The 23,824-nt window shown below is 66.0% G+C and carries 22 protein-coding genes; all 22 read right to left on the bottom strand.

Translation table 11 applies throughout. The features are described from left to right. Window positions 1-36: 36 nt before the first annotated feature. Entirely contained in the window at window positions 37-396 is a 360-nt protein-coding gene (locus C7402_RS22795; RefSeq protein WP_116612225.1) for a BON domain-containing protein, read from the bottom strand. A 99-nt stretch (window positions 397-495) separates the two neighbouring features. Continuing rightward, entirely contained in the window at window positions 496-1,503 is a 1,008-nt protein-coding gene (locus tag C7402_RS22790) for an SIS domain-containing protein (RefSeq protein WP_116612224.1), read from the bottom strand. Next, window positions 1,496-2,599, bottom strand: coding sequence for an N-acetylglucosamine-6-phosphate deacetylase (gene nagA / locus C7402_RS22785; protein WP_116612223.1), 1,104 nt, complete (start codon window positions 2,597-2,599; stop codon window positions 1,496-1,498). The genes C7402_RS22790 and nagA overlap by 8 nt, the downstream gene beginning before the upstream one ends. A 1-nt stretch (window position 2,600) precedes the next feature. Continuing rightward, window positions 2,601-3,125 carry a GntR family transcriptional regulator gene (locus C7402_RS22780; RefSeq protein ID WP_112176115.1) on the bottom strand — a complete coding sequence of 175 codons (525 nt, stop codon included), beginning with the start codon at window positions 3,123-3,125 and terminating at the stop codon, window positions 2,601-2,603. Between the two features lie 39 nt (window positions 3,126-3,164). Continuing rightward, window positions 3,165-4,142, bottom strand: coding sequence for an alpha/beta hydrolase (locus tag C7402_RS22775; protein ID WP_116612222.1), 978 nt, complete (start codon window positions 4,140-4,142; stop codon window positions 3,165-3,167). A gap of 32 nt (window positions 4,143-4,174) precedes the next feature. Next, a complete protein-coding gene (locus C7402_RS22770) occupies window positions 4,175-5,230 on the bottom strand; it encodes an ABC transporter ATP-binding protein (RefSeq protein ID WP_116612221.1) in 1,056 nt (351 codons plus the stop codon). Beyond that, window positions 5,227-6,249, bottom strand: a complete 1,023-nt coding sequence (locus C7402_RS22765; RefSeq protein ID WP_116612220.1) for an ABC transporter ATP-binding protein — start codon at window positions 6,247-6,249, stop codon at window positions 5,227-5,229. The genes C7402_RS22770 and C7402_RS22765 overlap by 4 nt, the downstream gene beginning before the upstream one ends. A 1-nt stretch (window position 6,250) precedes the next feature. Beyond that, window positions 6,251-7,180 carry a dihydrodipicolinate synthase family protein gene (locus tag C7402_RS22760; protein ID WP_116612219.1) on the bottom strand — a complete coding sequence of 310 codons (930 nt, stop codon included), beginning with the start codon at window positions 7,178-7,180 and terminating at the stop codon, window positions 6,251-6,253. After that, entirely contained in the window at window positions 7,177-8,031 is an 855-nt protein-coding gene (locus tag C7402_RS22755; RefSeq protein WP_208948978.1) for an ABC transporter permease, read from the bottom strand. Before C7402_RS22755 ends, C7402_RS22760 begins: the two co-directional genes overlap by 4 nt. A gap of 80 nt (window positions 8,032-8,111) precedes the next feature. Next, complete coding sequence (locus C7402_RS22750) at window positions 8,112-9,065, bottom strand: ABC transporter permease (protein WP_112176107.1); 954 nt, start codon at window positions 9,063-9,065, stop codon at window positions 8,112-8,114. Between the two features lie 57 nt (window positions 9,066-9,122). Then, entirely contained in the window at window positions 9,123-10,679 is a 1,557-nt protein-coding gene (locus tag C7402_RS22745) for an ABC transporter substrate-binding protein (protein ID WP_116612218.1), read from the bottom strand. A 16-nt stretch (window positions 10,680-10,695) separates the two neighbouring features. After that, window positions 10,696-11,661 (bottom strand): N-acetylmannosamine kinase, encoded by a 966-nt coding sequence (locus tag C7402_RS22740; RefSeq protein ID WP_244314922.1) that lies wholly within the window; start codon window positions 11,659-11,661, stop codon window positions 10,696-10,698. Further along, window positions 11,661-12,341 (bottom strand): N-acetylmannosamine-6-phosphate 2-epimerase, encoded by a 681-nt coding sequence (locus C7402_RS22735; RefSeq protein WP_116612216.1) that lies wholly within the window; start codon window positions 12,339-12,341, stop codon window positions 11,661-11,663. Before C7402_RS22735 ends, C7402_RS22740 begins: the two co-directional genes overlap by 1 nt. Before the next feature lie 191 nt (window positions 12,342-12,532). Further along, window positions 12,533-14,158, bottom strand: a complete 1,626-nt coding sequence (locus tag C7402_RS22730) for an FAD-binding protein (protein ID WP_116612215.1) — start codon at window positions 14,156-14,158, stop codon at window positions 12,533-12,535. 83 nt (window positions 14,159-14,241) lie between these two features. Then, window positions 14,242-15,195, bottom strand: coding sequence for an electron transfer flavoprotein subunit alpha/FixB family protein (locus C7402_RS22725; RefSeq protein ID WP_116612214.1), 954 nt, complete (start codon window positions 15,193-15,195; stop codon window positions 14,242-14,244). Window positions 15,196-15,210: 15 nt separating this feature from the next. Next, window positions 15,211-15,960, bottom strand: coding sequence for an electron transfer flavoprotein subunit beta/FixA family protein (locus tag C7402_RS22720; RefSeq protein WP_116612398.1), 750 nt, complete (start codon window positions 15,958-15,960; stop codon window positions 15,211-15,213). Between the two features lie 95 nt (window positions 15,961-16,055). Continuing rightward, the gene (locus C7402_RS22715; RefSeq protein WP_244314908.1) at window positions 16,056-17,339 is read right to left on the bottom strand and encodes an MFS transporter; all 1,284 of its coding nucleotides are present in this window, start codon (window positions 17,337-17,339) and stop codon (window positions 16,056-16,058) included. 269 nt (window positions 17,340-17,608) lie between these two features. Further along, window positions 17,609-19,117, bottom strand: a complete 1,509-nt coding sequence (locus tag C7402_RS22710; protein WP_116612212.1) for an AMP-binding protein — start codon at window positions 19,115-19,117, stop codon at window positions 17,609-17,611. Window positions 19,118-19,150: 33 nt separating this feature from the next. After that, window positions 19,151-20,326, bottom strand: coding sequence for an acyl-CoA dehydrogenase family protein (locus tag C7402_RS22705; protein ID WP_116612211.1), 1,176 nt, complete (start codon window positions 20,324-20,326; stop codon window positions 19,151-19,153). 45 nt (window positions 20,327-20,371) lie between these two features. Then, window positions 20,372-21,775, bottom strand: coding sequence for a dihydrolipoyl dehydrogenase (lpdA, locus tag C7402_RS22700; RefSeq protein ID WP_116612210.1), 1,404 nt, complete (start codon window positions 21,773-21,775; stop codon window positions 20,372-20,374). Then, window positions 21,775-23,028: a dihydrolipoamide acetyltransferase family protein gene (locus C7402_RS22695; protein WP_116612397.1), complete on the bottom strand. Its 1,254-nt coding sequence runs from the start codon at window positions 23,026-23,028 to the stop codon at window positions 21,775-21,777. Before C7402_RS22695 ends, lpdA begins: the two co-directional genes overlap by 1 nt. Before the next feature lie 4 nt (window positions 23,029-23,032). Continuing rightward, window positions 23,033-23,824 carry an enoyl-CoA hydratase/isomerase family protein gene (locus tag C7402_RS22690; RefSeq protein ID WP_116612209.1) on the bottom strand — a complete coding sequence of 264 codons (792 nt, stop codon included), beginning with the start codon at window positions 23,822-23,824 and terminating at the stop codon, window positions 23,033-23,035.

The following is a 23,824-nucleotide window of genomic DNA, read 5'->3' as shown; positions in this document are numbered from 1 at the left end:
CATCGATATCAACGGGTAACAACAGACAAAAACCGCTCAGTTATACGAGCGCAGGGTGATGCGATTGCTGAGCGAGCTCACGCCGCTCACCTGGCGCGCGGCGTCGCCGGCCTTCTGGATCTGGTCGGCCACCGGCACCGAACCGCTCAGCGTCACCGCCCCGCCGTTGGCGCGCACGGAGATGCGTTCATTGTTCAGGCCCGGCGTTTTCGCCAACGCGCGCAGCACGTCGCGGCGCAGCTTGCGGTTGGCCGCCTTGGTCGCCTTGACATTCGACTCCGCGCCGCTCGCCGCCACGCCGCTGTCCGAGCCCGGCGACGGTTGCGCCGAGACCTGGCACGCCACCGCGAGCATGACCGCTCCCGCCACGACCCACCCCATTGCTTTTCGCTTCATTGTGTCCTCCCTGGTTTGCCTGCTGACTGAAAAGCCGAACTAAAAAAACCGAACCGCGGCCCACCGGCGCAACGACGCCGGTGCGGCCCGATGGCTCGATCAAAGCGTTTGCGTGACCTTGTTCAGATGACGCGGCGTGTCCGGGTTGCGCCCGCGCGCGGCGGCGAGACCCGCCGCCATCACGTAGAACGGCAGGATCGCGGCAATCGGGTCGAGCGCCTCGTGACCCGTTTCGAGCAGCGGCAGGTTCGCACCGGCCACCGCAGGCGGCGCGGCCAGCAGCACGCGCGCGCCGCGCTCGCGCATGTCGTGCGCGAGTTGCAGCAGGCCGTCCTGCTCCGGGCCGCGCGGCGCGAATACCAGCAGCGGATACGCGCGGTCGATGAGTTCCATGGGGCCGTGGCGCACTTCCGCGCCGGAAAACGCCTCGGCCTGGATGCCGGAGGTCTCCTTGAGCTTCAATGCGGCCTCCTGCGCGATCGCCAGTCCCGGCCCACGGCCGATCACGATCATGCGGTCGGCTTCGCACAACGCGTCGATTGCGCTGTGCCAGTCGAGTTCACACGCGGCATGCAGCGCGGCGGGCAAGGTGGCCAGGGCCTCGCTCAAGGCGCGCTCGCGCGACCACGCCGCGACGAGTTGCGCCGACAACGCGAGCATCGCCACATAACTCTTGGTGGCGGCCACGCTCAGTTCCGGACCGGCCGCGAGCGGCAGCTGCCATTCACACGCCGCGGCGAGCGGCGAATCGGGAGCGTTGACGGCGGCCACGGTCAGCGCGCCGGCCTCGCGCAACGCGCCCATTGCGCCCACGAGATCGGGGCTGCGGCCCGACTGCGAGAAAGCCAGCGCGAGTTGCCCACCCACGCGCAACGGGGCGCGCCGCAGCGTCGCAACCGACATCGGCAGCGAGGCCACCGGCACGCCCAGCCAGTTCATGGCGAGCGAGGCGAAATAGCTCGCGGCATGGTCCGAGCTGCCGCGCGCAACGGTCAAGGCGACCTGCGGCGCGCGTTCGGTGAGCAAGGCGGCAAGCGCCTCGACCCGCGACGGGTCGGCTAACTGCGCGGCGACGACGGCAGGCGCGGCGAGCGCCTCTTCAAGCATCTTCGACAATCCGTTCTCCTTCTACGAAAGTGGCGGTGAGCGCCAGGGCGCGGTCGAGCACGACGAGATCGGCCCAGGCGCCGGGCGCGATGCGGCCGCGATCGGCCAGACCGAGGTAGTCGGCCGCGTGGCGCGACAAATGGTGGGACACGTCGGCGAGCGGCAGCCCGATCGACACGAGATTGCGCAGCGCCTGGTCCATGGTCAGCGTGCTGCCCGCGAGCGTGCCGTCGGCGAGGCGCACGCCGCCCATGCACTTCGTGACGTGCTGGCTGCCGAGCCGGTATGCGCCGTCGGGCATGCCCGCCGCCGCGGTGCTGTCCGTCACGGCGTAAAGGCGCGGAATCGCGCGGGCCGCCGCCTGGACCGCACCGGGATGCACGTGCACCAGGTCGGGAATGATCTCCGCGTAGTCCGCATGCGCGAGCGCCGCGCCCACCATGCCCGGATTGCGGTGATGCAGCGGCGACATCGCATTGAACAGGTGCGTGAACCCCGCCGCGCCATGTTCGAGCGCGCGCACGCCGTCTTCATACGTGCCCGCCGAGTGGCCGATCTGTACGCGCACGCCGCGCCCGGCAAGCGCCCGAATGATCTCCATGTGCCCCGCGATTTCGGGTGCGAGCGTGACGATGCGCACCGGTGCGAGCGCGAGATAGTCCAGCACCTCGTCGAGCACGGCGGCGACCGCGGCGTCCGGTTGCGCGCCCAGACGCCCGGGGTTGATATACGGTCCTTCGAGGTGCACGCCCAGCACCCGCGCGCCGCCCGCGCTGCGCGTGCGCGCATGGTCGCCGAGGTCGGCGAGCACACGCCGCAGTTCCGCGCGCGGCGCCGTGACCGTCGTGGCGAGCAGGCTGGTGGTGCCGTGGCGCGCATGGAGGCGCGCCATGGTCGCCACGGCGGCCGAGCCTTCCATGACGTCGGCGCCGCCGCCGCCATGCACGTGCAGGTCGATGAAGCCCGGCAGGATGCAGGGCTCGTCGTTGTCCGCCGGATCGGCGCGCTCGCCTTCGAGCGCCGCGATGCGTCCGTCCTGAATGTGAAGACGGCCGCGAATCCAGCCGTCCGTCGTGAGTAGGTTTCCGCTGAGCATGTCAATGGCCGGTTGAAGTGAGCGGCTCGCGCCATTGCGCGGTCAACTCGTAGTAGTCCTGTAGATAATCGAGCGGCGGCAGGCTGGCTGGCAGCACCAGCGCTTCGAGCGCCACCGCCACGCCGCCCACGTAGCGCAGGCGTTGAATCGCCGCGACGCGTTCGCCCGGCGCGAGGCCGAGCAGGCGCGCCTCCTCGTCGCTCGCGGCGCGGATCGTACGCGAGACGCAACGCACGCCGCTTCTGGCAGCGGGCGGCGTGGCCGTACCGGCTGCGGGCGGCGCGATGAACGTGCCGGACCCGCGAACGCGGCGCACCAGCCCGTCGCGCACCAGCAGCGTCATCGCCCGGCGCATGGTGATGCGCGAGACCTTCAAGGCGCTCGCCAGGGTGCGCTCGGAAGGCAGCGCGTCGCCGGCCTGCCACGCGCCGCCGCGAATCGCGGCCGTGAGCTTGCCCGCCATCTGCAAGTAGAGCGGCATGGCGCTGTCCGCGTCGGGCATGATGTCCTGCCAGGGAATATTCATCGGAAGCGCCCGTTTGATGCGTCGCCGTACATCGCCGCGTCAGGCATGAAGCGCCCGCGCAAGCGCGCTTACCGTGGCCCGCCAGCAATCCTGCGAGGCTCGCGCGTCTTCGACCGAGTCGAAACCGTGCGGCGCGCCCGGATACACATGCAATTCGGTCTGCACGCCCGCATCGATCAGTCGTCCTGCATAAGCGAGGTTCTCCGCCACGAACAGGTCGAGCGCGCCGAGCGCGATGAACGCCGCCGGAAGATCGGCCAGGCTTTGCGCCCGCGCGGGCGCGGCATAGGCGCTCACGTGCGGCCCTCCGGGCTCCCCGGCCAGCGCCGCCCGCCAGCCAAAGCGGTTCGATGCCGGTGTCCAGACGAACTCGCCCGCGTAAGGCGATACCGGGCCCGTCGAGCCAGTGCGGTCGTCGAGCATCGGGTAAGTCAGCAACTGAAAGCGCAGCGCGATTTCGCCGCGCTCGCGCGCGAGCAACGCGAGCGCCGCCGCGATGCCCCCGCCCGCGCTCTCGCCCGCCACGGCCAGTCGCATGCGATCCACTCCAAGTGTAGGCGCGTGGTCGTGCACCCAGCGTAGCACCGCGTAGGCATCCTCCACCGCGCCGGGCAGCGGCGTTTCCGGCGCGAGCCGGTAGTCCACCGACACCACGACGCAACGCACCTCGGCCGCGAGGCGAAGGTTGCGCCCGTGCGCGTTCTCGGGCTGCCCCATGACCATGCCGCCGCCATGCAGATGCACGAGCGCGGGCAGCTTGCCCGTGGGCACGGTGGCCGCGTCCGGCGCAGGCGGCGTGTAGATCACCACGCGCACAGGCGGCGCGCCGGGCGGCCCGCTCACGTGCCGCGTGTGAACGCTGACGTCGCGGTCATCGAGCGCCGCAGCGTGTTGCGCCTCACGCGCCCAGTGCGCGGCAAGCGCGCGGCGCTCGGGCAGGCGCTCGCCGCACAGGTCGGGCGGCGAGGCGTCGGCAAGCGACTGGAACGCCGGGTCGAGCAGATGTCTGGAGGACATAGGAGTTCGATCAAGAGACGGCGCGCAGGCGCTCACGCGGGCGTGAGCGGCCTGACCGGCGCGACTGGCGCGAGCGGCACGCCGGACGACTCGCCATACAGCAGGCAAGCGACTTCGTGGCGATCCTCCCGGTGCACGAGCGGCGGCACGGTGCTCTTGCACGAAGGCATCGCGCGCGGGCAGCGCGTGTGAAACACGCAGCCCGGCGGCGGATTCAGCGGGCTGGGCACTTCGCCCTTGAGCAGATCCTCGCCCGCGAGACGCCGCGCGGGGTCGGGCACGGGCGAGCTGCGCGTGAGCGCCTGCGTATAAGGATGCAAGCCGCCGTCGCGAATGCCCGCGCGGCTCGCGAGCTCCATCACGCGGCCGAGATACAGCACGAGCACGCGGTCGCACATGCTCTGCACGATGGGCAGGTCGTGCGAGACGAAGAGAATGGCCAGGTCCAGCGAGCGGCGCAGTTCCAGCAGCAGATTGACGATCTGCGCCTTGACCGACACGTCGAGCGCGGCCACGGCTTCATCGGCCACCAGCACCTTCGGCTTGAGCGTCAAGGCCCGCGCGATCACGACGCGCTGCTTCTGGCCGCCCGACAATTCATGCGGGTAGCGCCGCAGCACCGAAGCCGGAAGCCCGACCACGTCGAGCAGCCGCGCGATTTCGGCGCGCCGCTCCACGCCCGTGCCGAGCTTGTGGAGCACGAACGGTTCGAGCAGGCTCTGCTCGATGGTCATGCGGCCGTTCAGGCTCGAATTGGGGTCCTGGAAAATCATCTGCATGTCGCGCCGCACCTCGCGCAGCGCGCGCCCGCGCAGCCCCGCCAGGTCCTGCCCCTGGTAGCGCACCGTGCCGCTCGTGGGCGCCATCATGCCGAGCGCGATGCGCCCGAGCGTCGACTTGCCGCTGCCCGACTCGCCCACGATCCCGACGATCTCGCCGGGCTTTACGTCGAACGACACGCCGGTCAGCGCATGCAGCGCCACCGGCGCGCGCAGGAACGCCTGACGCACGGGAAACTCGCGGCACACCTGTTCGAAAGAGAGAATGGGCCGCACGCCGGCCTCATCGTTCGCGTCGATACCGTTCATACCTTGTTCCAGAAATGACAGCGCACGCTATGGACCTCGTTCACCTGCGTCTGGGCGGGCACCTCGACGCTGCATCGCGCTTCGGCGCGCGTGCAGCGATTGGCGAAGCGGCAGCCCGTGGGCGCGCCGACGATGGCTTCGATCTGGCCGGGAATGCCGCGCAATGCGCCGCCCTCGGCCGGTCGTGGAATCGAATCGAGCAGCGCGCGGGTATAGGGGTGCTTCGGCGCGGCGAACAGCTCGGCGGTGGGCGCGGTCTCCACGATCTGGCCGCCGTACATCACGGCCACGCGGTCGGCGATCTGCGCGACCACGCCCATGTCGTGCGTGATGAACACCACCGCCATGCCCGCTTCCTGCTGGAGCTTGCGGATCAGTTCGAGAATCTGCGCCTGCACCGTCACGTCGAGTGCCGTGGTCGGTTCATCGGCGAGCAGCACGGCGGGCTCGCACGCGAGCGCGATGGCGATCATCACGCGCTGGCGCATGCCGCCCGACAACTGATGCGGATACTGCTTCGCGCGCGAAGCCGGGTCGGAGATCCCCACCTTGCCGAGCAGCGCGATGGCGCGCTCGCGCACCTCGCCGCGCTTGCCCATGCCGTGGATCGTGAGCGCCTCCTCCACCTGCTTGCCGATGCGCTGAAGCGGATTGAGCGAGGTCATCGGCTCCTGGAAGACCATGGAGATGCGGTTGCCGCGCAGCTTCATCATCGGCTTTTCGCCGAGCGCGAGCAGATCGACCGCGCCCGATCCGGCCGATCCGGCCGATCCGGCCGACTTGGCCGATGCGCCCGAATGCAGCCACGCCTCGCCCGCGAGTTGCGCGCGGCCGCCGAGCAGCCGCATGAGCGAAAGCGAAGTGACCGACTTGCCGCTGCCCGACTCGCCGACGAGCGCCAGCGTCTCGCCGCGCCGCACCTGCAAGGTGACGTCGGTCAGCGCGTGCACCTGCCCCGCGGGCGTGGCGAAGCGCACGCACAATTGCTTCACGTCGAGCGCGATGGCCTCGTTGCTCATGTCAGCCCGCCCGCAGGAGTCCGCTCTTTTCGACAATGGCGCGCACCTTCGCGGCGTGCGCGTCGCTCAGCACCGCATTCGGGCGGCTCATGTGGCGATGGGTGATGAGGCCCATCATCTGCATGGCCGTCTTGAAGCCGCCCACGCCCGAGGCGTTGCGGCTCGTGTCGGGATAGCCCTGGAACACGATCTCGAACAGCTCGATCAGGCGCTGCTGCTCGGCGCGCGCCGCCACCCAGTCGCCCTTGCGCGCGGCGTCGTAAAGCCGCACGTAGCCCGCCGGGTCCACGTTGGCGAGGCCGGGAACCGCGCCGTGGCCGCCGCCGAGCAGGGCATAGTCCACCGTGATTTCCGATCCGGTCAGGACTGCGAAGTCCGGATGCGCCGCGAAATCGCGCATGACCATGCGCATGTTGCCGTCGTCGCCGCTGCTGTCCTTCAGGCCCACGATGGCCTTGCGCGCGTACAGCTTGTGCAGCGTCTCGCGCTCCAGCTTGATGTTCACGCACACCGGAATGTCGTAGGCGATGAGCGGCAGATCCACGGCGTCGCGCACGTAGCAGAAGTGGTCGACGATCTCGGCCTGCGAGGTGCGCGTGTAGAACGGCGCGGTGAGCACGAGCGCATCGACGCCGAGCGCGCGCGCCTCGCGGGCGTGCTGGATGCAGCGGTCGGTGGCGATGTCGATCACGCCCGCGATCACGGGCACGCGGCCGCCGGCCTCCTCCATCACGATACGGATCACTTCGGCGCGGCGCTGCGCGTCGAGAAACACCACTTCGCTCGACGAGCCGAGAATGAACAGACCGTGCACGCCGCCGTCGATCAGATGGCGCACCACGCGGCGCAGCGAAGGCGCGTCGACCTCCATGTCCGTGGTGAGGGGCGTGACGACGGGCGGCACGATGCCGTGCAGGGAAAACTGGGTCATTTTGCGTGTTGTTCCTGGTTTGACTTTGGATCAAAGGCGGCGCGAAGTCCGTCGCCGAAAAAGTTGGCGGCGAGCGCCGTCACAACGATAAGAATTCCCGCGGGCATCCACATCCACGGATAGGCCTGCATCATCGAGGCGTCGGTGGTGAGGCTCAGCAGGCTGCCCCAGCTCGCGAACGGCATTTGCACGCCGAGGCCGAGAAAGCTCAAACCCGCCTCCATCATGATGGCCGACACGAAATTCAGGCTCGCGAACGCGACGATCACATCGGTCGTGTTCGGCAGGCAGTGGCGCACGATGATGTACGCGTCCCCCGCGCCGAGCAGCCGCGCCGCCGCCACGAAGTCGAGTTCGCGCACGGTCAGCACGCGTGCCCGCACGAGCCGCACCGCCAGCGGCGCGGTGAGCACGCCGACGATCACGATGGTCTTGCCCGTGCCCGGTCCGAGGACGGCCGCGAGCGTGAGCAGGACGATGGTGGTGGGGAAGATCATCACGACGTCCACGAGCCGCATGATGAGCATGTCGATCTTGCCGCCGAAATAACCGGCGACGCCACCGAACAGCAGGCCGAGCACTACCGAGAGCAGCGCGCTCAGGAGGCCCACGGTGAGCGACACCTGGCCTGCGGCCAGCGTGCGCGCGAACATGTCGCGCCCGGTTTCGTCGGTGCCGAACCAGTGCGTGGCCGAAGGCGGCAGCGAAACGGAACTCAGGTCGATCGTGTTCGGACCGAAGCGGCTCGCGAACGGGCCGAACACGCAAAGCAACACCACGAGGCCGAATACGACGAGGCCGAACACCGCGAGCCGGTTGCGCGCGAAGCGGCGCAGAACGGACGATCTCATCCTGCGTTCGCCGCGTGCGGCGGCGCCTGCAAGGGCAAGGTTTTGCTGCATGAAGCACTCTCCATCAAGGCTGGCATGGTTCAGTTGAGCGCGATGCGCGGATCGATGAAGGCATACACCACGTCGGTCAGCAGGTTGACGACCAGCACCGCAATGGCGATCCACAAGGTGATGCCCATGATGAGCGGGTAGTCGCGCGCGGCGATGCCGTCGAGCAGCAGCGTGCCCATGCCCGGCCACGAAAAGATCGTCTCCAGAAACACAGCGCCGCCGATGATGTTCGCGAAGTTCGCGCCGATCACGGTCACGATCGGAATGAGCGCATTGCGAAACGCGTGCCGCGTGAGCACCTGCGAGCGGCTCAATCCCTTCGCGCGGCCCGTGCGGATATAGTCCTGCGTCATCACTTCGAGCAGGCTCGCCCGCGTGTAGCGCATGAGGATCGCGACGTACTGGATCGACAGCACCGAGGCGGGCAGGATCAGATGCCAGAGAATGTCCGCCGCGCCGCCCTTGCCCGGCGTGGTGTAGCCGCCGGTGGGAAACCAGCCCAGCGTCATGGAAAGGAAGTACAGCGCCAGAATGCCGAGCAGGAAAACCGGACCGCTCACGCCCACATAGGCGAGCAGCGAGAGCCCATGATCGACAATGCTGCCCTCCATATGCGCGGAGACGAGCCCCAGCAACACGCCGAGCAGCACGCCGATGCCGATGCCCGTGCCGGTCAGCAGCAGCGTGGCCGGAATGCGCGACGCGATATCGTGGCTCACCGAGGTGCCGTCCTTGTAGCGGTAGCCCAGATTGCCCTTCGTCATTTCCTTGACCCAATAGCCGAACTGGACGTAGGCCGGGCGGTCGAGCCCCAGCTCGTGGCGCAACGCCGCCTTCTGCACCGCCGAGATATCGTGGCCGGGCGGCGCGAAAGCATCGACCGGATCGCCCGGCGCGAGGCGAACGAACACGAACACGACGGCGAGCACCGCCAGCAGGATCGGTATGTACAGCAGGAACCGCTTGATCAGATAGTGAGTCATGTTTGCCCTTCTAGCGGCCGCGAGCGACCGGGTGACACGATTTCGGTGTTGCCTCGCTTACTTGACCGACCAGCGTTCCGGGTGATCCATGTAACGGCCGCCGCCTGGCGCCGGCGTCCACACGAAGTCCTGCACCTGGGTCGAGACGCCCGCGAAGCGGTTCGCTTCGAGCACCGGCAGCCACGGCAGGTTGGCGTTCGTGTAGCGGCACACGTCCTGGTAGACGCTCGCGCGTTTGGCGGTGTCGGTCGCGGCGCGCCCTTCGTCGAACAGCTTGTCGAGCTCCGGCATGTTCACGCGCATGAGGTTGTAGCCGCGCGGCGGCGCGTATTGCGACATCAGCACGCTGCTGAGCACGTCGGGGTCGGGGCCGTTTGTCGTGCCCGCGAAGGTCATGGCGAACTTGCCCGCGCGCACCAGCTCGCCGTAGGTCGGCGCATCGACGAAACGCGGCTGCACGTTCACGCCCACCGCCGCGAACATCGCCTGGATCACGGCCATGGCGTTGCGCGAAACCGGGTCGGTGTAGTACGTCAGCAGTTCGATGGGCTGCCCCGCGAACTTGCTCCAGCCCGCTTCGTCGAGCAGCCGTTTCGCCGCGGCCGGATCATAGGCGTACGGCTTGAGGTTGGACGGCACGTATTGCGGCTCGGTGAGCACGCAGTTCGCGACCTGTGCCTGCCCCGCGTACAGGTTCTTGATGAGGCCCGCACGGTCGATCGCCATCAGCAGCGCTTGCCGCACGCGCAGGTCCTTGAAGCGCGGATCGCTGAAATTCACGCCGACGTAGTTCACCACGCGCGAAGGACCGGCGATGGTGCGAAAGCGCTCCGCCTTCGTGTTGCGCACCTGCGCGAGCGACATGTAGCTATACTGAATATCGCCCGACTGGAGCGCGAGCACGGCGGCGCCATCGTCCTTGAAATAGCGGTTGATGAGCGCGTCGATATGCGGACGGCCGCGATAGTAGCCGGGGTTGGCGTCGAGCTCCACATACTGGTCGGGCACGTACTTGCCCCACTTGAAGGGGCCGGTGCCCACCGGCTGCGTCTTCCACCACGCGGCCGTGCGCAGGTCCTTCACGGGAATCGAGGCGAGCGCGTGCTCCGGCACGATCATGACGTTCGTGAGCGCGTCGACCAGCGCGAGGTTGGGCTTGCCGAGCGTGAGCACGACCGTGTTGTCGTCGGGCACGGCCACGCTCTGGATATCCGCAAGACGCGCCCAGAACTGGTTGGGCAGATCGGGATTCTTCAGCAGATCCAGCGTGAACTTCACGTCCTTCGCCGTGAACGGCTGACCGTCCTGCCACTTCACGCCTTTGCGCAAATGGAAGGTGATCGTCTTGCCGTCGGGCGATACGTTCCAGTCGCTCGCGAGGTCGCCTTCGATCTTCGTCATCTCGGCGTTGTAGAGCACCAGCGTGCCGAAATACTTGTTGAACCAGCTATAGCCCGCCGTGGCGGTGAGCGGGTTGAACTGCTGGGGCGCGCCCGCGGGGCCGGTGTCGAACGCGCCGGTCAGCGTGTTCGCCGGCGCCTCGCCCGCGCCGAACAGCGATGCGGCGGCCACTGCGCCGGCTGCGATGGCGCGCACTCGTGCTTGAACGGTCATCCTCTTCTCCTTGGCTTTATTTCTTCGCATGAACCGGCGCGCTATGGCCGCCGGCGTCCGCTTGTCCCGTATGCGCGGCGCAGGCTGCATGCGCGCGCGCTTCCATTTCGACGCGGCCCTCGAAGGCCTGCGCCCACTGCGCCGCGCCGATCAAACCCGAATCGGGCCCGAGCGCCGCTTTCGTGATCGCCACCCGCACCAGCACGGGTTCCTCCATGAGCGCCGCCTGGATGCGCTCGACCATGCCGGGCGCGAGCCCCACGCTGCCGCCGATCACCACGTGGTCCACGTCGAGCAGCATCACGCAGTTGGCGATCGCCTCCGCAACGGCGCGCGCGGCGTGCGCGAGGATGCGCTCGGCGCGCCGGTCGGTCGCGGCGCGCGCGAACACCTCGCGGCTGTCGAGCGGTTCGCCGAAAACACGCGTCGCTTCGCGGGCGATCGCCGTGCCCGAGGCCAGCGTTTCGAGGCAGCCCGTGCGCCCGCACCCGCACGGCACGCGCCCCGCCGGCGACGGCAAGCTCACCGTGGCGTGCCCGATGTGGCCCGCGAGACCGCACGCGCCCACCTGGAGCCGCCCGCCGATGACGAGCCCGCCGCCCACGCCGGTGGAAAGCGTCAGATACAGCAGATTGCCGGGCGGCGTTTCGCAGGCCTGATATTCCGCCCACGCCGCCGCCTGCGCATCGTTCAGGATGACGATGGGACAGGCAAAGCGGGCCGCGAGAAAGTCGCGCAGCGCGAAGCCGTTCCAGAACGAAATGATGTTTTGGTTCACGGCATGGATGCGCCCTTCCTGAACGAATCCGGTCGAGGCGACCGCAACGCGCTCGGGCGCGGGCATGTCGGCCGTCAACTCGGCGAGCGCGCGGCCGAACGCCTCGGCGCTGCCCGGCATCGCCACCTGGCGGCGCATGACGATCGCGCCCTCGTCGAGCATGGCTGCCGCGATCTTCGTGCCGCCGATGTCGAGCGCGAGCATCACGATGCTTCCTCCGTGGCGCTCATGGCCTCCACGAACCATTGCGTGATGTGCTCGACGCGCGTGATCGCGGAGCCGACCGTGACTGCGAACGCCCCGGCGCGCAACGCGCGCGCGGCGTCCTGCGCCGTTTTCAGGCGGCCTTCCGCGATCACGCGATAGCCGCGCTGTTTCCATGCGGAGATCAACGCGTAGTCGGGTTCGTCGGACGCGGTTTGCGTTTGCTCCGTATAGCCCGAGAGCGTGCTCGCCACGATTTCGAAGCCCATTTCATGCGCGGCGACGCCATCGGCCTCGGTCGCGCAATCCGCCATGGCGATGCATCCCGCCGCGTGAATGGCGCGCAGCAGCGCCGCCACGGTAACGGGGCGCTCGCGCGCCGTGGCATCCACGGCGATGATGTGCGCGCCCGCTTGCGCCAACGCACGCACGTCGTCTTCAAAGGGCGTGATGCGCACGGGCGAGTTGTCGAGATCGCGCTTGACGATGCCCACGATCGGCACGCTCACCGCCGCCGCTACCGCGCGCACGTTCTCCACGCCCTCGATGCGCAACGCGGCCGCGCCGCCGGCAACCGCGGCCAGCGCCATGGCGACGATGGTTTCCGTGCGGTCCATGGGACCGTGCGTGACCGGCTGGCACGAGACGATAAGCGCGTGCTTGAGCACTTCAATGTCCATTCTTCGAGGCATCCCGTCGGTTAGACGTCGGTGTAAAAGCGGGCTGGCGACTCAGCCGGAACTGCCCTCGCCAGAGCATATTGGATATCTGATATCTGATCTTAACACCGGCTGATTTTTGACGGCAACACTTTTCGCGGCCGTCCGGATCGCGCCTCGCGCACGTGCTTCAGTGCTGCAAGTGCCATGCTTTAAGCATAGGTCCGCGTGATTGCGATGCCAGTGGACGTGGAGGACACGATCTGGCGGTAGATGCGTGTATCCGTATGAGGAAAGTCGGCGCGATAGTGCGCGCCGCGGCTCTCGGTGCGCCCGAGCATGGCAAGGACAAGCACGCGCGCCATCGTGAGCGCCTGCCAGGCGTCGAAGCCCTGGGTGAGCGGGCTATAGCCCGCCTGGAGCGCTTCGAGCCGCGTGAGCGCCGCCGTCAACGCGCCGTGCTCGCGCACGACACTGGCGTCCATCGAAAGGATCTCGCGTGTGGCGTCGAATACTTCGCCCGCCGTAAGCGCCGATTCCGCGTGAAACTGGCCGCACCACGCGCCGAATTCGGCCGCCAGTACATCGAACGATGGCGAGCGTTCATCGGCTCGCACGTAGTGTTCCGCCTTCGCGACGGCGCGATCGGCAAACACCAGACTGCCGCCAACCGAGTTGCCGCCCAGGCGGTTCGCGCCTTCGATGGCCGAAGCAACCTCGCCGACGGCAAACAGGCCGCGCAGCGCGGTCTCCCCGTGTTCGTCGATCAGAATGCCGCCATTGCAGCTATGCGCGAATGGCGCGACGCGAACTTCGTCGCGGCACATGTCGATGCCCATTTCCTCGCGCAGCCAGTCGAGATAGACGGCGTAGAACGCGGAGCGCTCCTCGTAGAGCGCCGGACTGAAGGACAGCCTCACGCCGTCCGAGCCCGCGCGGATGGCGTCCATCATGCGCGTGTCGAAAACGCGCGAGGCGTAGTCGAAGCTGAATGGCGCGTACGCGCTGCGCTGCGTGAACATCCCGGCCGCTTCGGACTCGGGCAGATCGGCAAACAGGTTGCGCCCGCAACCGTCATGCATGCCGGTGCAGAAGCGCAAGGTATGTTCGCCGAACAGCACCTTGTACTTTGGCGCGAGCAGGCCGGGAATGAACTGCACGTACTCCATGTTCACGAGCGAGCAGCCAGCGTCGAGCGCCGCGGCGTGGCCACCGCCATAGATATGGTTGGGGTAGAGGTTGTGGCGGTACAGACTCGCAAGGCCGCCCGTCGCCAGGACGATAGCCTTGCAGCGAACCAGCAGATAGCGCCCGTCGCGCGCGAAAACGGCGCCGCTCACGCGCTCGCCGTCGCCCAGTATCCTCACGAGGCCCGCACGTTCGAGCGGCGTGATCCGCTCGTGGCCCTCAACGAGGGCGCGAGCATTGCGGGCCGCCTCTGGCCAGCCGCCGATCATGTAGATGTCGCGCGGATGCCGCGCGAAGCAGGCGGGCCGGTTGTCGCCACGCAGCCACGGCCTGAAACCGATCTTGTCGAGCAGGCCGATCTTGTGCGGCGAGTCTTGCAGATACGCGTCGACGATGCGCGGCTCGTTCATGCCGCATGCGACGCGCTCGATTTCCTCCTTGAAGATTGCGTAGTCGGCAGCGCCTTTCGTCACCTGGATGCCGAGGCTCGCTTTCTTGGGAAAGTAGCTGGCGCCGCCCGCGATTTTGCCTTTCGTCGCCAGCAAGACACGCATGCCGCTTTCGGCGGCCTGCACCGCGGAGACCAAACCCGCTATGCCGCCGCCCACGACCAGCAGGTCGCAGTCCATGTGCTCCGTTGTCCAGCTCATCGCACCGTCTCAGATTATTAGATATCTGATATCTTAGCACTGAGCGACTTCGGGGCGGCGTGGGGTGTTTCAGCGATTGAATCTCAAGCCTGGGACGCGGGGCGCCCGAGTGCCTCCACAAGTTGCGGAACGGCTGAGAAAAGATCGCCCACGAGGCCGTAGTCGGCCACGCTGAAGATCGGCGCTTCTTCGTCCTTGTTGATCGCAACGATGACCTTCGAGTCCTTCATGCCCGCCAGATGCTGGATCGCGCCGGAGATGCCCACGGCAACGTAAAGCCCCGGCGCAACGATCTTGCCGGTTTGACCGACCTGATAGTCGTTGGGCACATAGCCCGCGTCCACTGCCGCGCGCGATGCGCCGAGCGCCGCGTTGAGCTTGTCCGCGAGCGGTTCCAGAACCTTGGTGTAGTTCTCGCCGCTGCCAAGGCCGCGACCACCGGAGACGATGATCGACGCGCTCGTGAGTTCCGGGCGATCGAGCTTCGTGACTTCACGGCTCACGAACTGCGAAAGGCCGCTGTCGGCCGCGGCTTCGAGCTTTTCGATTGCGGCGCTGCTGCCTTCGACTGCGACTGCGTCGAACGCGGTCGTGCGGACGGTGATGACCTTGACCGGATCTTTGGACTGGACCGTTGCAATTGCATTGCCCGCGTAAATCGGACGTTCGAACGCGTCGGACGCGACCACAGCGGTGATGTCGCTGATCTGCGCAACGTCGAGCTTCGCGGCGATGCGCGGCGTGACGTTCTTGCCCGCTGCCGTTGCGGGCGCGAGGATGTGTGAATAATTCTTCGCAATGCTCATGACCGTCGCTTCGACGTTTTCAGCGAGACCCTGTTCGAGTTGCGGCGCGTCGGCCAATAGCACCTTCGCAACGCCTGCGATCTTCGCTGCCGCTTCGGCTGCGGCCTGCGCGTTGTGGCCCGCCACCAGCACGTGCACATCACCGCCAATCTTTTGCGCAGCGGCCACAGTGTTCAGCGTCGCGGCCTTGACGCTCGCGTTGTCGTGTTCGGCAATAACCAGAATCGTCATTTTTCAATCGCTCCCTTACAGCACCTTGGCTTCGGTTTTCAGCTTGTCGATCAGCGCCGCAACGTCGGGCACCTTCACGCCCGCGCTACGCTTGGCCGGTTCCACGACCTTCAGCGTTTTCAAACGCGGCGTAACGTCAACGCCCAGGTCCTCCGGCTTGACCGTTTCAAGCGGCTTCTTCTTTGCCTTCATGATGTTCGGCAGCGTGACGTAGCGAGGCTCGTTCAGGCGCAGGTCGGTCGTGACGACTGCGGGCAGCGTGAGCGCGAGCGTTTGCGCACCACCATCCACTTCACGCGACACGGTGGCCTTGCCATCGGCAACGACAACCTTCGAGGCAAACGTGGCTTGCGGCAGGTTTGCCAGGGCGGCGAGCATCTGCCCGGTCTGGTTCGAATCGTCGTCAATCGCCTGCTTGCCGAGGATGATGAGCGATGGCTGTTCCTTATCGACCAGTGCCTTCAAAAGCTTCGCCACGGCCAGCGGTTGCAGGTCCTCATTCGACTCGACCAGCACCGCGCGATCGGCACCGATAGCGAGCGCCGTGCGCAGCGTTTCCTGCGACTGCGAAGGACCGCACGAAACGGCGATCACCTCGGTCGCGACACCCGCTTCCTTCAATCGCACCGCTTCTTCAACGGCGATTTCATCGAACGGATTCATCGCGAACTTCACGTTGGCGATATCCACGCCCGTGCCATCCGACTTCACGCGAACCTTCACGTTGTAATCCACCACACGCTTTACCGCCACCAATACCTTCAACACCGCCTCCTCACATTTGGCCCGCTTGATACGCACTTCGCCGGGGTTTGAAATCCGGATCGTGGCGCCGTACTCCAGCGCCACGCCTTGAAACATTACTCACTAACAACGGATTGCTTCGCCGAAGCCCCCGTCGCAACACGAGACGGGGAAGCCCGCCCGATCGCAACCATCGAGAGCGCGGCAGCAATAACAGGAATGGCGAGCAGCAGAATCGCCCCCTTCAGCCCCACATGCGACTGCATGATCGTGCCGCCAACGATCGATCCCAGGATGGAGCCCAGACGCCCGACCGCATTGGCCCATGCCACCCCGGTCGCGCGCATTGACGTGGGGTAGTAGCTCGCCGAAAGCGCATAACCGCAAATCAGGCTTCCGCTCAGAAAGAATCCCGTCGCAAGCACAGCCAGGGAAAGAAACAGCTTCGACTCGAGCGCCATAGCGCAAAGCAGAATGCAAAACGCCGCGCCGGCATACGAGTATCCGAGCACACGCCCGGCGCCAAGCCGATCCATGCAACGCCCGAGCAATACGGCGCCCACCGTCGCGCCAACCTGATACATCGTCGCGATCAACGACGCCTGGGCAAGCGGAACGCCGGCTTCCGTGAGCATCAACGGCAGCCAGTTCATGAGCAGATAGATCACCGCGACGCTCGCAAAGAACGACACCCACAACGCGATCGTGCCGCTCACCACGTCCCGGCTAAACAGCGAGCGAACCGAAGACCTGACCGTCGCCTCTTCGGCAACCAGCGCGGGAACCCCCGCGCTGTCCGCAATCCGCGACGCAATGGCTGCAATGCGCGTGTCGTGGCGGCCGTCGTTGCGCAACACGAGAAAGCGCAGCGATTCGGGCAACGCTGCGACGATGAGCGGCACCACCAGCAGCGGCGCGATTCCGCCAATGATCAGAATCGCTTGCCATCCACCCAGATCGACAATTCGCGTGCTGATAAAGCCGCCAATCATTGCGCCGATGGTGAAGCCGCAAAACATCATCGTCACCAGCGTCGAGCGCACGCGCGCCGGACAATACTCCGACGTCAGCGTGATCGCGTTCGGCATGGCGCCGCCCAGGCCAAGCCCCGTGGCGAAGCGCAACACCACGAGCGTGGTGATGTCGGTGGCCGCGGCCGAGGCCAGGCTGCACGCCCCGAACACCAGCACGGAAATCGCGAGCACCTTCTTTCTGCCAACCCGGTCCGCAACCGGACCGAAGAGCACCGCGCCGATCATGAGACCGGTCAAGCCGAGTGCGAAGAGAGGCGCCATCGCCTCAGGGCTGAGCTTCCACTGCGCCCGAATGGCCGGCGCAATGAAACCCACGCTGGAGGTATCGAACCCCTCAATCATGAGAATCAGGAAACAAATGGCCACGATGCGCTTCTGAAATCGGCTAACTGGAAGTGAGTCAATGAATTCATCGACTCTCCTGCTTTCGGCAACTCTCATGATCGTCTCCGTCAATTCCGGTTGTTTTGATTGATGGCGCGCCCGTCGTCGGCGCGCTTCGCCACCTGACGCCCGGAAGGGATTCCGGACCGTAGTGGACTTTCGTGGCTGGATGACTGCCTTGTTTCAATACATAGCATTGCGAATTACCTTTTCGCCGCTACGGTCCCGCTTTGCACTCACTGCGCTATTCCTCAGGTCGCGTTTCTCTCTCCGGCCAGCCGGTCCCGAATGGCCCTCTTGAGCACCTTGCCGGACGGGTTTCTCGGCAACGTCTCAACAACCACGAGTTGTTTGGGCGCCTTGAATCCGGCGAGCCTGCCCTCGCAATGGGACCGCACGTCCTCCACGCTCAAGGATTCGCCGTCGCGCAATACCACAACGGCGACAACGCGTTCGCCCCATCGTTCGTCGGCAACGCCCACTACGGCGGCTTCGGCCACCTGGGGCAACTGATACAGCACCCGCTCGACCTCCGACGAAGCGATGTTCTCGCCGCCGCTGAGGATCATGTCCTTCTTGCGGTCGGTCAGAAAGAGAAAACCCTCGGCGTCGAGATAGCCGATATCGCCGGTCCGAAACCAGTCGCCGTGGAAGCTGGCTCGGGTTTTCTGTTCATCGCGCCAATATCCGGCCGACACTTTCGGCCCCCGCACGCAGATTTCGCCCTCCTGCCCGCTCGGCAACACGCGGCCTTCTTCGTTGCGAATTTCAATTTCGACGTTGGCGAGCGCCCGGCCAGTCGAACCGATTTTCTCCAGCTCGCGCCCGGCTTCCATCATCGTGTCCCCCGAGCAGGTTTCTGTAAGGCCGTATGCGTCGACATAGCGTGCCTCCCTAAATAGCGTCTTGAACTCGCGAATACGCTGTTCGGGCGTGCGCTCGCCCCCGCCTACGAGCCACCGGAAACTCGACAGATCGAACCGCTCACGGCCTGGCAAGGCCAGCACGCGGTCGAGCATGACCGGCGCCATCCAGCCGCCTGTGAGCTTCTCAGCTTCGATCATGGCAAGCGCCCCCTGCGCGTCGAAGTCGCGTTGAATCGCGACCATGCCACCAACCTGAAGCACCGCGAGCCCCGGCAGATCGAATGCGCCCACGTGATAGAGCGGCCCCACCACGAGCAGCCGGTCGTCTGCCGACAAACCCAATGCCGCGATGTGATCGAAGCACTTCCACGCATAGTTCTCGTAGCTGTGCGTCACGCCCTTCGGCCGGTCGGTGGTTCCCGATGTGTACATCAGGCGGAACAGGTCTTGCGGGCCGCTTGCATGGCCGTTCTTGAGCGGCGCGAGCCCGCGCGCGAGTTCGCGGCTATCGGACTGCGCACTTGCGTTCAACGTCACGAGCGCTTCGCAACCGCCCGCATTGCCGCGCAGTTCCTCGTCGACGAACATCAAGCGCGCGGTCCCGTGCTCCGCGATGTAAGCGACTTCCTCGCGCGCGAGCCGGTAATTGATCGGCAACGACACGGCGCCCACATAGCTGATCGCGAGCGCGAGTTCGACAAATGCCGCGCTGTTCTTCATCAGAAGCGCGACGACGTTGCCCGGCTTGATCCCTCGCTCCACGAGCATGGCGGCCACGACTTCCACGCGGTTCTGCAACGCGGCGTACGACACCCGCTGGTCCTTGTAGATCAATGCGATGCGGTTCGGCTCGCTGCGCGCCCACCAGGCGACGCTGGAACACAATGACGTCATTTTCGTTTCTCCCACCCTCCACGGCTACAAATGTCAGTACGAACGCGGCATGCCGAGATCGTGGTTCGCGACGTAGTTCAGGATCATTTCCTCCGAAACGGGCGCAAAGCGGAAAAGGCGGCAATCGCGCCACAACCGTTCGACGTGGTACTCCTTCGCGTAGCCCATGCCGCCCATGGTTTGCATCGCGCGCTCGGTCGCGCGAGCCACCGTTTGCGCCGCAATCAGCTTGGCCGCATTGGCTTCGCTGCCGTAGTTCAACCCCGCATCGAAATGGCTTGCCGCCTTGTGATTCAGCAGCCGCGCGGCCTCGATCTCCACGTGACATTGCGCGAGCGGAAACTGCAATCCCTGGTACGCGCTGATCGGCCGGTCGCCGAACAGCTTGCGGTCGTTCGCGTAGTTGACCGCGAGACGAATGGCAAGCTCGCCCGTGCCAACCAGGCCGGCCGTGGTCACGATACGCTCCGTGTTGAGCACGTCGAGCAACTCTTTCCAGCCGCCATGCAGCGTCCCGATCAGCTCCTCGGGTTCGATGCGCACGTCGTCGAAGAACACGCTGCTCGAATCGAGCGTGCAGGTGCCGAGCTTGTCGATCGAGGTGTGACTGAGGCCTTCGCGCTTCACGTCGATCATGAACATCGAGAGGCCGTCGGTTCGCGACGCGGCCTCCTCGCGCTTCTTCGTGCGCGCGATGACCAGCATCTTCGAAGCGACCTCGACGCCGGTGATCCAGATCTTGCGCCCGTTGAGCCGCCAGCCGCCGTCTGCCTCCTGCTTCGCGAAGGTCTTGATTTCCAGCGTATTGGTTCCGGCGTCCGGCTCGGTCAGCGCCATGCAGCAGTTGATCTCGCCGCTGATGATCAGCGGCAGCAGTTCACGGCGCATTTTCTCGCTGCCGAAGCGCGATATCGACACGCCGCCAAAGATCGGGTTGATCATGAAGAGCTGGCCGACCGTCGAGCCGCCGCCGGTCGCGGCAAGGCTCTCGACGATCAACGCCATTTCCAGCATGCCCAGGCCGCTGCCGCCATATTCGGTCGGCAGCGCCACGCCACAAAGACCGGCCTCGCAAACCGCGCGCCAGTACTCGGACGGAAAGGCCTTGCGCGCGTCGTGCTCGCGCCAGTAATCGAGCCCAAAACGTTCGCCAAGCTGGCGAGCGCTATCGACGATCATGCTTTGTTCGTCCTTCAAGCGAAAATCCATTGTCTCTCTCCTGGTGTTCCTTGCCGCATGCGAATCGCAACGGGATCAAATGTGCAGCGCGCGTCCAAAGGCGGCCAATGCCGACTCGTGCATCGCTTCCGAAACGCTCGGGTGAGGAAAGACCGTGCCGATGATCTCGGCCTCGGTCGCTTCGAGCGAACCCGCGAGGGTGAATCCGTGAATCAGTTCGGCAGCTTCGGGGCCGACCATGTGCGCGCCTAGCAGCGCCCCCGTCTGGGCGTCGAAGATCGTTTTGACGAATCCGGCCGTCTCGCCCGTGGCCACCGCCCTGCCGTTGCCTTCGAGTGGAAAGCGCCCGACTTTCAGCGCCGCGCCCGTTGCCCTCGCCTGTGCCTCGGTCATCCCGACGCTCGCCGTTTGCGGGTAGCTATAAGTGCACGCGGGTATCCATGATTCGTCATGCTTATCATCGCCTCGCGCGCCCGCAATACGTTCCACGCAGGCCACGGCCTGGTGGCTGGCCTTATGCGCGAGCATCGGCGCGCCCACGGCATCGCCTATCGCCCATACACCGGGTTCCGCCGTTCGCCCGCAGGCGTCCGTGACGATCCGACCGTGCTCCGCCGCGACCCGCGTATTCTCGATACCGATGCCTTCCACGTTGCCCGTCAATCCGATGGCCACGAGCAAGCGATCGGCCTCCAGCGCTTCGCTCGTTCCGGCGGCGCTCACCCGCACGCGCACGCCGGTCTCCGAGCGCTCCACGGCATCGATGGTCGCACCAGCCAGCACGCGCACGCCCTGACGCTCGAACGCCTCGCACATAAACGCCGAGACCTCTTCGTCGCCGGCGGGAAGCACCTGCGGCTTCGCCTCCACGACAGTGACTTGCACGCCTAGGGTCGAATAGAAGCTTGCGAACTCCATGCCTATGGCCCCCGAACCGACCACGATCAGCGAACGGGGCAGACTCCCCGGCGTCAAGGCGTCGTAGTAGCTCCATACGCGATCACCGTCGAACGGCACGTGCGGCAACGCTCGCGGGCGCGCGCCGGTCGCGAGTATCACGTTTGCCGCGGTGAGCAAGCGGACGCTCCCGTCGTCGCTGCGAACTTCCACAACGCCGTCGCCGGCCAAAACGCCCGTGCCATCCACGACTGCAACCCCGGCTTTCTTCAGCAGATGCGCGACACCGCGATTCAGGCGCTGCGCGACCTGTCGCGAACGCTCCACCATCTTCCCGAGGTTGATGCCCGGTTCTGCGAGGTCGAGTCCCAGCGTCGCCGCCCCGCGAATATGGCGCAGTGTGTCGGCGGCATGCAGCAACGCCTTGGTGGGAATGCAGCCCCAGTTCAGGCAGATGCCGCCAAGGTGCTTCTTCTCGACAAGCGCGACTTTCAGGCCGAGTTGCGCGCCGCGCAACGCGGCGACGTATCCACCCGGGCCGCCGCCAATCACCACGAGATCGAATGCAGTGTGTTCGGTCATCACGTCACCAGCAGCGTTAGGGGTTGCTCCAGATAGCCCACCACGCGCTTGAGAAAAGCAAGCGCATTGACGCCATCGAGCACACGGTGGTCGGCCGAGAGAACGAGGCCCATTTCTTTACGCAACGCAGGGAGTCCCGCCGCGTCGGGCCGGAACAGTTCGCGAATGCTGCCCACGCCGAGAATCATTGCCTGACCGGGATTGATGATCGAACTCATGTAAGTCACGTCGTGCATGCCGGCGTTCGACACGGTAATCGCGCCTCCTGCCGTGTCCGATGCGCTCAAACGCCTTGCGTGCGCGCGCTCCGCCAACGCTTGCGACGCGCTCGATATCGCGTGGATCGATTGGCTGGCGACATCGCGCAACACGGGCACCGCAAGTCCACGTTCGGTGTGGACGGCCATGCCGACATCAGTCGTATCGAGATTCAGGATGCCGTGATCGGTCCAGACACGATTGACCTGCGGCATATCGGCGAGTGCGCGGCCGACGGCAGCCAGAATGAAGTGATTGATCGTAGTCCGAATGGTTGTCTGCGACGCTTTCAATTCACGGCGTAATGCCTCCAGTCGGGAGACTTCCGCCTCCACGGCCAGATAAAAGTGCGGAATTTCTCGCTTCGATTCGCTGAGGCGGCGCGCGATGGTCTGCTCCACCGCGCTTGGCTGCGTGAGCCGACCAGCCGGGCCGGCTGGCGTGGCGACCGCCACTTCGTCACCGCTTCGAACGGGTTCTCCGGGCTCAACGGGCGAACCAGCGCGAATGCTGTCCAGATCGCCGGCCCGAATGCGTCCACGCGGGCCCGTGCCGCGTATCGCGCGCAAGTCGATGCCGCGTTGAGCGGCGAGGCGTCGCGCCAACGGCGTTGCGACCACACGTTGCGCGCTATCGGGTTGCGCTTTCGCTGCCGGAGCCGTTTCATTTTCCGCAGCGGCGACGGAGTGGCTATTCACATCGTTCACGCCATTCGCGCCATTCACGGAGCGCATTGGCGCGGTACCGTCATCGGGCTTTCCATCGTCCCAATAGCCAATCACGCTGCCCACGGGCAATGTGCGGCCCACTTCGGCGCATGTTTCGATCAGACGGCCGCCCGCTTCGGCGGCGATCTCGGTCGCGGCCTTTTCAGACTCGATCACGAAGATGCCCTGGTCGGCTTCGAACGCTTCGCCAGGCGACACCATCCACTCGACCAGCATGCCTTCGGCCATGGTCAAGCCAAGTTTGGGGACCAGTAGTTCGCGTCGCATCGTGTCAGCGTCCAACGAAATGGGGAGCGCGCTTTTCGAGGAATGCGCGACACCCCTCATGCGCGTCGGCGCTGTCGAGCACCAGCCCGATCATCGCCTGCTCGTGCGCAAGCGCCGACGGCAGGGTCATGTCGGCGCCGTCGCGCAGGGTCCGCTTGAGCATGCGCAGCGTGAGCGGCGATTTCGCGGCGATGCGGCTCGCAAGCGCAAGCGCTTCGCTTAACAAGTCCTCTCGGGGCACCGCGCGATTGCACAAGCCGAGCTCAACCGCCTTTTCAGCGGTGATCTGGTCACCCGTGAACATCAGCTCCTTCGCCATGCACAGCGGAATTTGCCGGATGATGCGTTGCGTACCGCCCGCACCGGGAAACAGTCCGAGCGTGATCTCGGGCAGCCCGAGTTTGGCCTCCTGCGCCACCAACCGGATATCCAGCGCCAGCAGCAGTTCCGTGCCGCCGCCGAGCGCCCAGCCGTTGATCGCGGCGATGGTGGGTTTGTCGCACACCTCGAAGCGCCGGAAAACACGGTGGATGATCTCGGCGAACGCCTGGTAGTGCGCGAGACCTTGCCGGCTGTCGAGGTCGGCAATATCGCCGCCCGCCACGAACGCGCGGTCGCCGGCGCCGGTCAGCACGATCGCGCGGATATCGTCGTCGCGCTCGAATTGGGTGAGCGCCGCTTCGAGTGCCAGCACGGTGTCGACGTTGAGCGCGTTGAGTGTTTTGGGCCGATTGATGGTCAGCAGGCCAATCGCCTCGCGTTTCTCGATCAGCACCAGTTCGTTCGAATCAGACAT

Origin of the sequence: Paraburkholderia unamae (assembly GCF_003096875.1) — a bacterium.
In the GTDB taxonomy this organism is placed as follows: domain Bacteria; phylum Pseudomonadota; class Gammaproteobacteria; order Burkholderiales; family Burkholderiaceae; genus Paraburkholderia; species Paraburkholderia unamae.
The sequence above is the reverse complement of the archived record's forward strand: the minus strand, read 5'-3'. Positions and strand labels throughout refer to the sequence as shown.

Coding starts and splice junctions, on each gene's coding strand:
- C7402_RS22760 (WP_116612219.1), bottom strand. CDS start 7,180: ATGACCCAGTTTTCCCTGCACGGCATCGTGCCGCCCGTCGTCACGCCC.
- C7402_RS22725 (WP_116612214.1), bottom strand. CDS start 15,195: ATGACGATTCTGGTTATTGCCGAACACGACAACGCGAGCGTCAAGGCC.
- C7402_RS22795 (WP_116612225.1), bottom strand. CDS start 396: ATGAAGCGAAAAGCAATGGGGTGGGTCGTGGCGGGAGCGGTCATGCTC.
- C7402_RS22745 (WP_116612218.1), bottom strand. CDS start 10,679: ATGACCGTTCAAGCACGAGTGCGCGCCATCGCAGCCGGCGCAGTGGCC.
- C7402_RS22735 (WP_116612216.1), bottom strand. CDS start 12,341: ATGGACATTGAAGTGCTCAAGCACGCGCTTATCGTCTCGTGCCAGCCG.
- C7402_RS22755 (WP_208948978.1), bottom strand. CDS start 8,031: ATGAGATCGTCCGTTCTGCGCCGCTTCGCGCGCAACCGGCTCGCGGTG.
- C7402_RS22780 (WP_112176115.1), bottom strand. CDS start 3,125: ATGAATATTCCCTGGCAGGACATCATGCCCGACGCGGACAGCGCCATG.
- lpdA (WP_116612210.1), bottom strand. CDS start 21,775: ATGACCGAACACACTGCATTCGATCTCGTGGTGATTGGCGGCGGCCCG.
- C7402_RS22790 (WP_116612224.1), bottom strand. CDS start 1,503: ATGCTTGAAGAGGCGCTCGCCGCGCCTGCCGTCGTCGCCGCGCAGTTA.
- C7402_RS22775 (WP_116612222.1), bottom strand. CDS start 4,142: ATGTCCTCCAGACATCTGCTCGACCCGGCGTTCCAGTCGCTTGCCGAC.
- C7402_RS22750 (WP_112176107.1), bottom strand. CDS start 9,065: ATGACTCACTATCTGATCAAGCGGTTCCTGCTGTACATACCGATCCTG.
- C7402_RS22695 (WP_116612397.1), bottom strand. CDS start 23,028: ATGCGACGCGAACTACTGGTCCCCAAACTTGGCTTGACCATGGCCGAA.
- nagA (WP_116612223.1), bottom strand. CDS start 2,599: ATGCTCAGCGGAAACCTACTCACGACGGACGGCTGGATTCGCGGCCGT.
- C7402_RS22740 (WP_244314922.1), bottom strand. CDS start 11,661: ATGCTCGCGCTCGACATCGGCGGCACGAAGATCGCGGCAGCCATGCTC.
- C7402_RS22705 (WP_116612211.1), bottom strand. CDS start 20,326: ATGGATTTTCGCTTGAAGGACGAACAAAGCATGATCGTCGATAGCGCT.
- C7402_RS22710 (WP_116612212.1), bottom strand. CDS start 19,117: ATGACGTCATTGTGTTCCAGCGTCGCCTGGTGGGCGCGCAGCGAGCCG.
- C7402_RS22770 (WP_116612221.1), bottom strand. CDS start 5,230: ATGAACGGTATCGACGCGAACGATGAGGCCGGCGTGCGGCCCATTCTC.
- C7402_RS22765 (WP_116612220.1), bottom strand. CDS start 6,249: ATGAGCAACGAGGCCATCGCGCTCGACGTGAAGCAATTGTGCGTGCGC.
- C7402_RS22690 (WP_116612209.1), bottom strand. CDS start 23,824: ATGTCTGATTCGAACGAACTGGTGCTGATCGAGAAACGCGAGGCGATT.
- C7402_RS22730 (WP_116612215.1), bottom strand. CDS start 14,158: ATGAGCTGGACAACGGAGCACATGGACTGCGACCTGCTGGTCGTGGGC.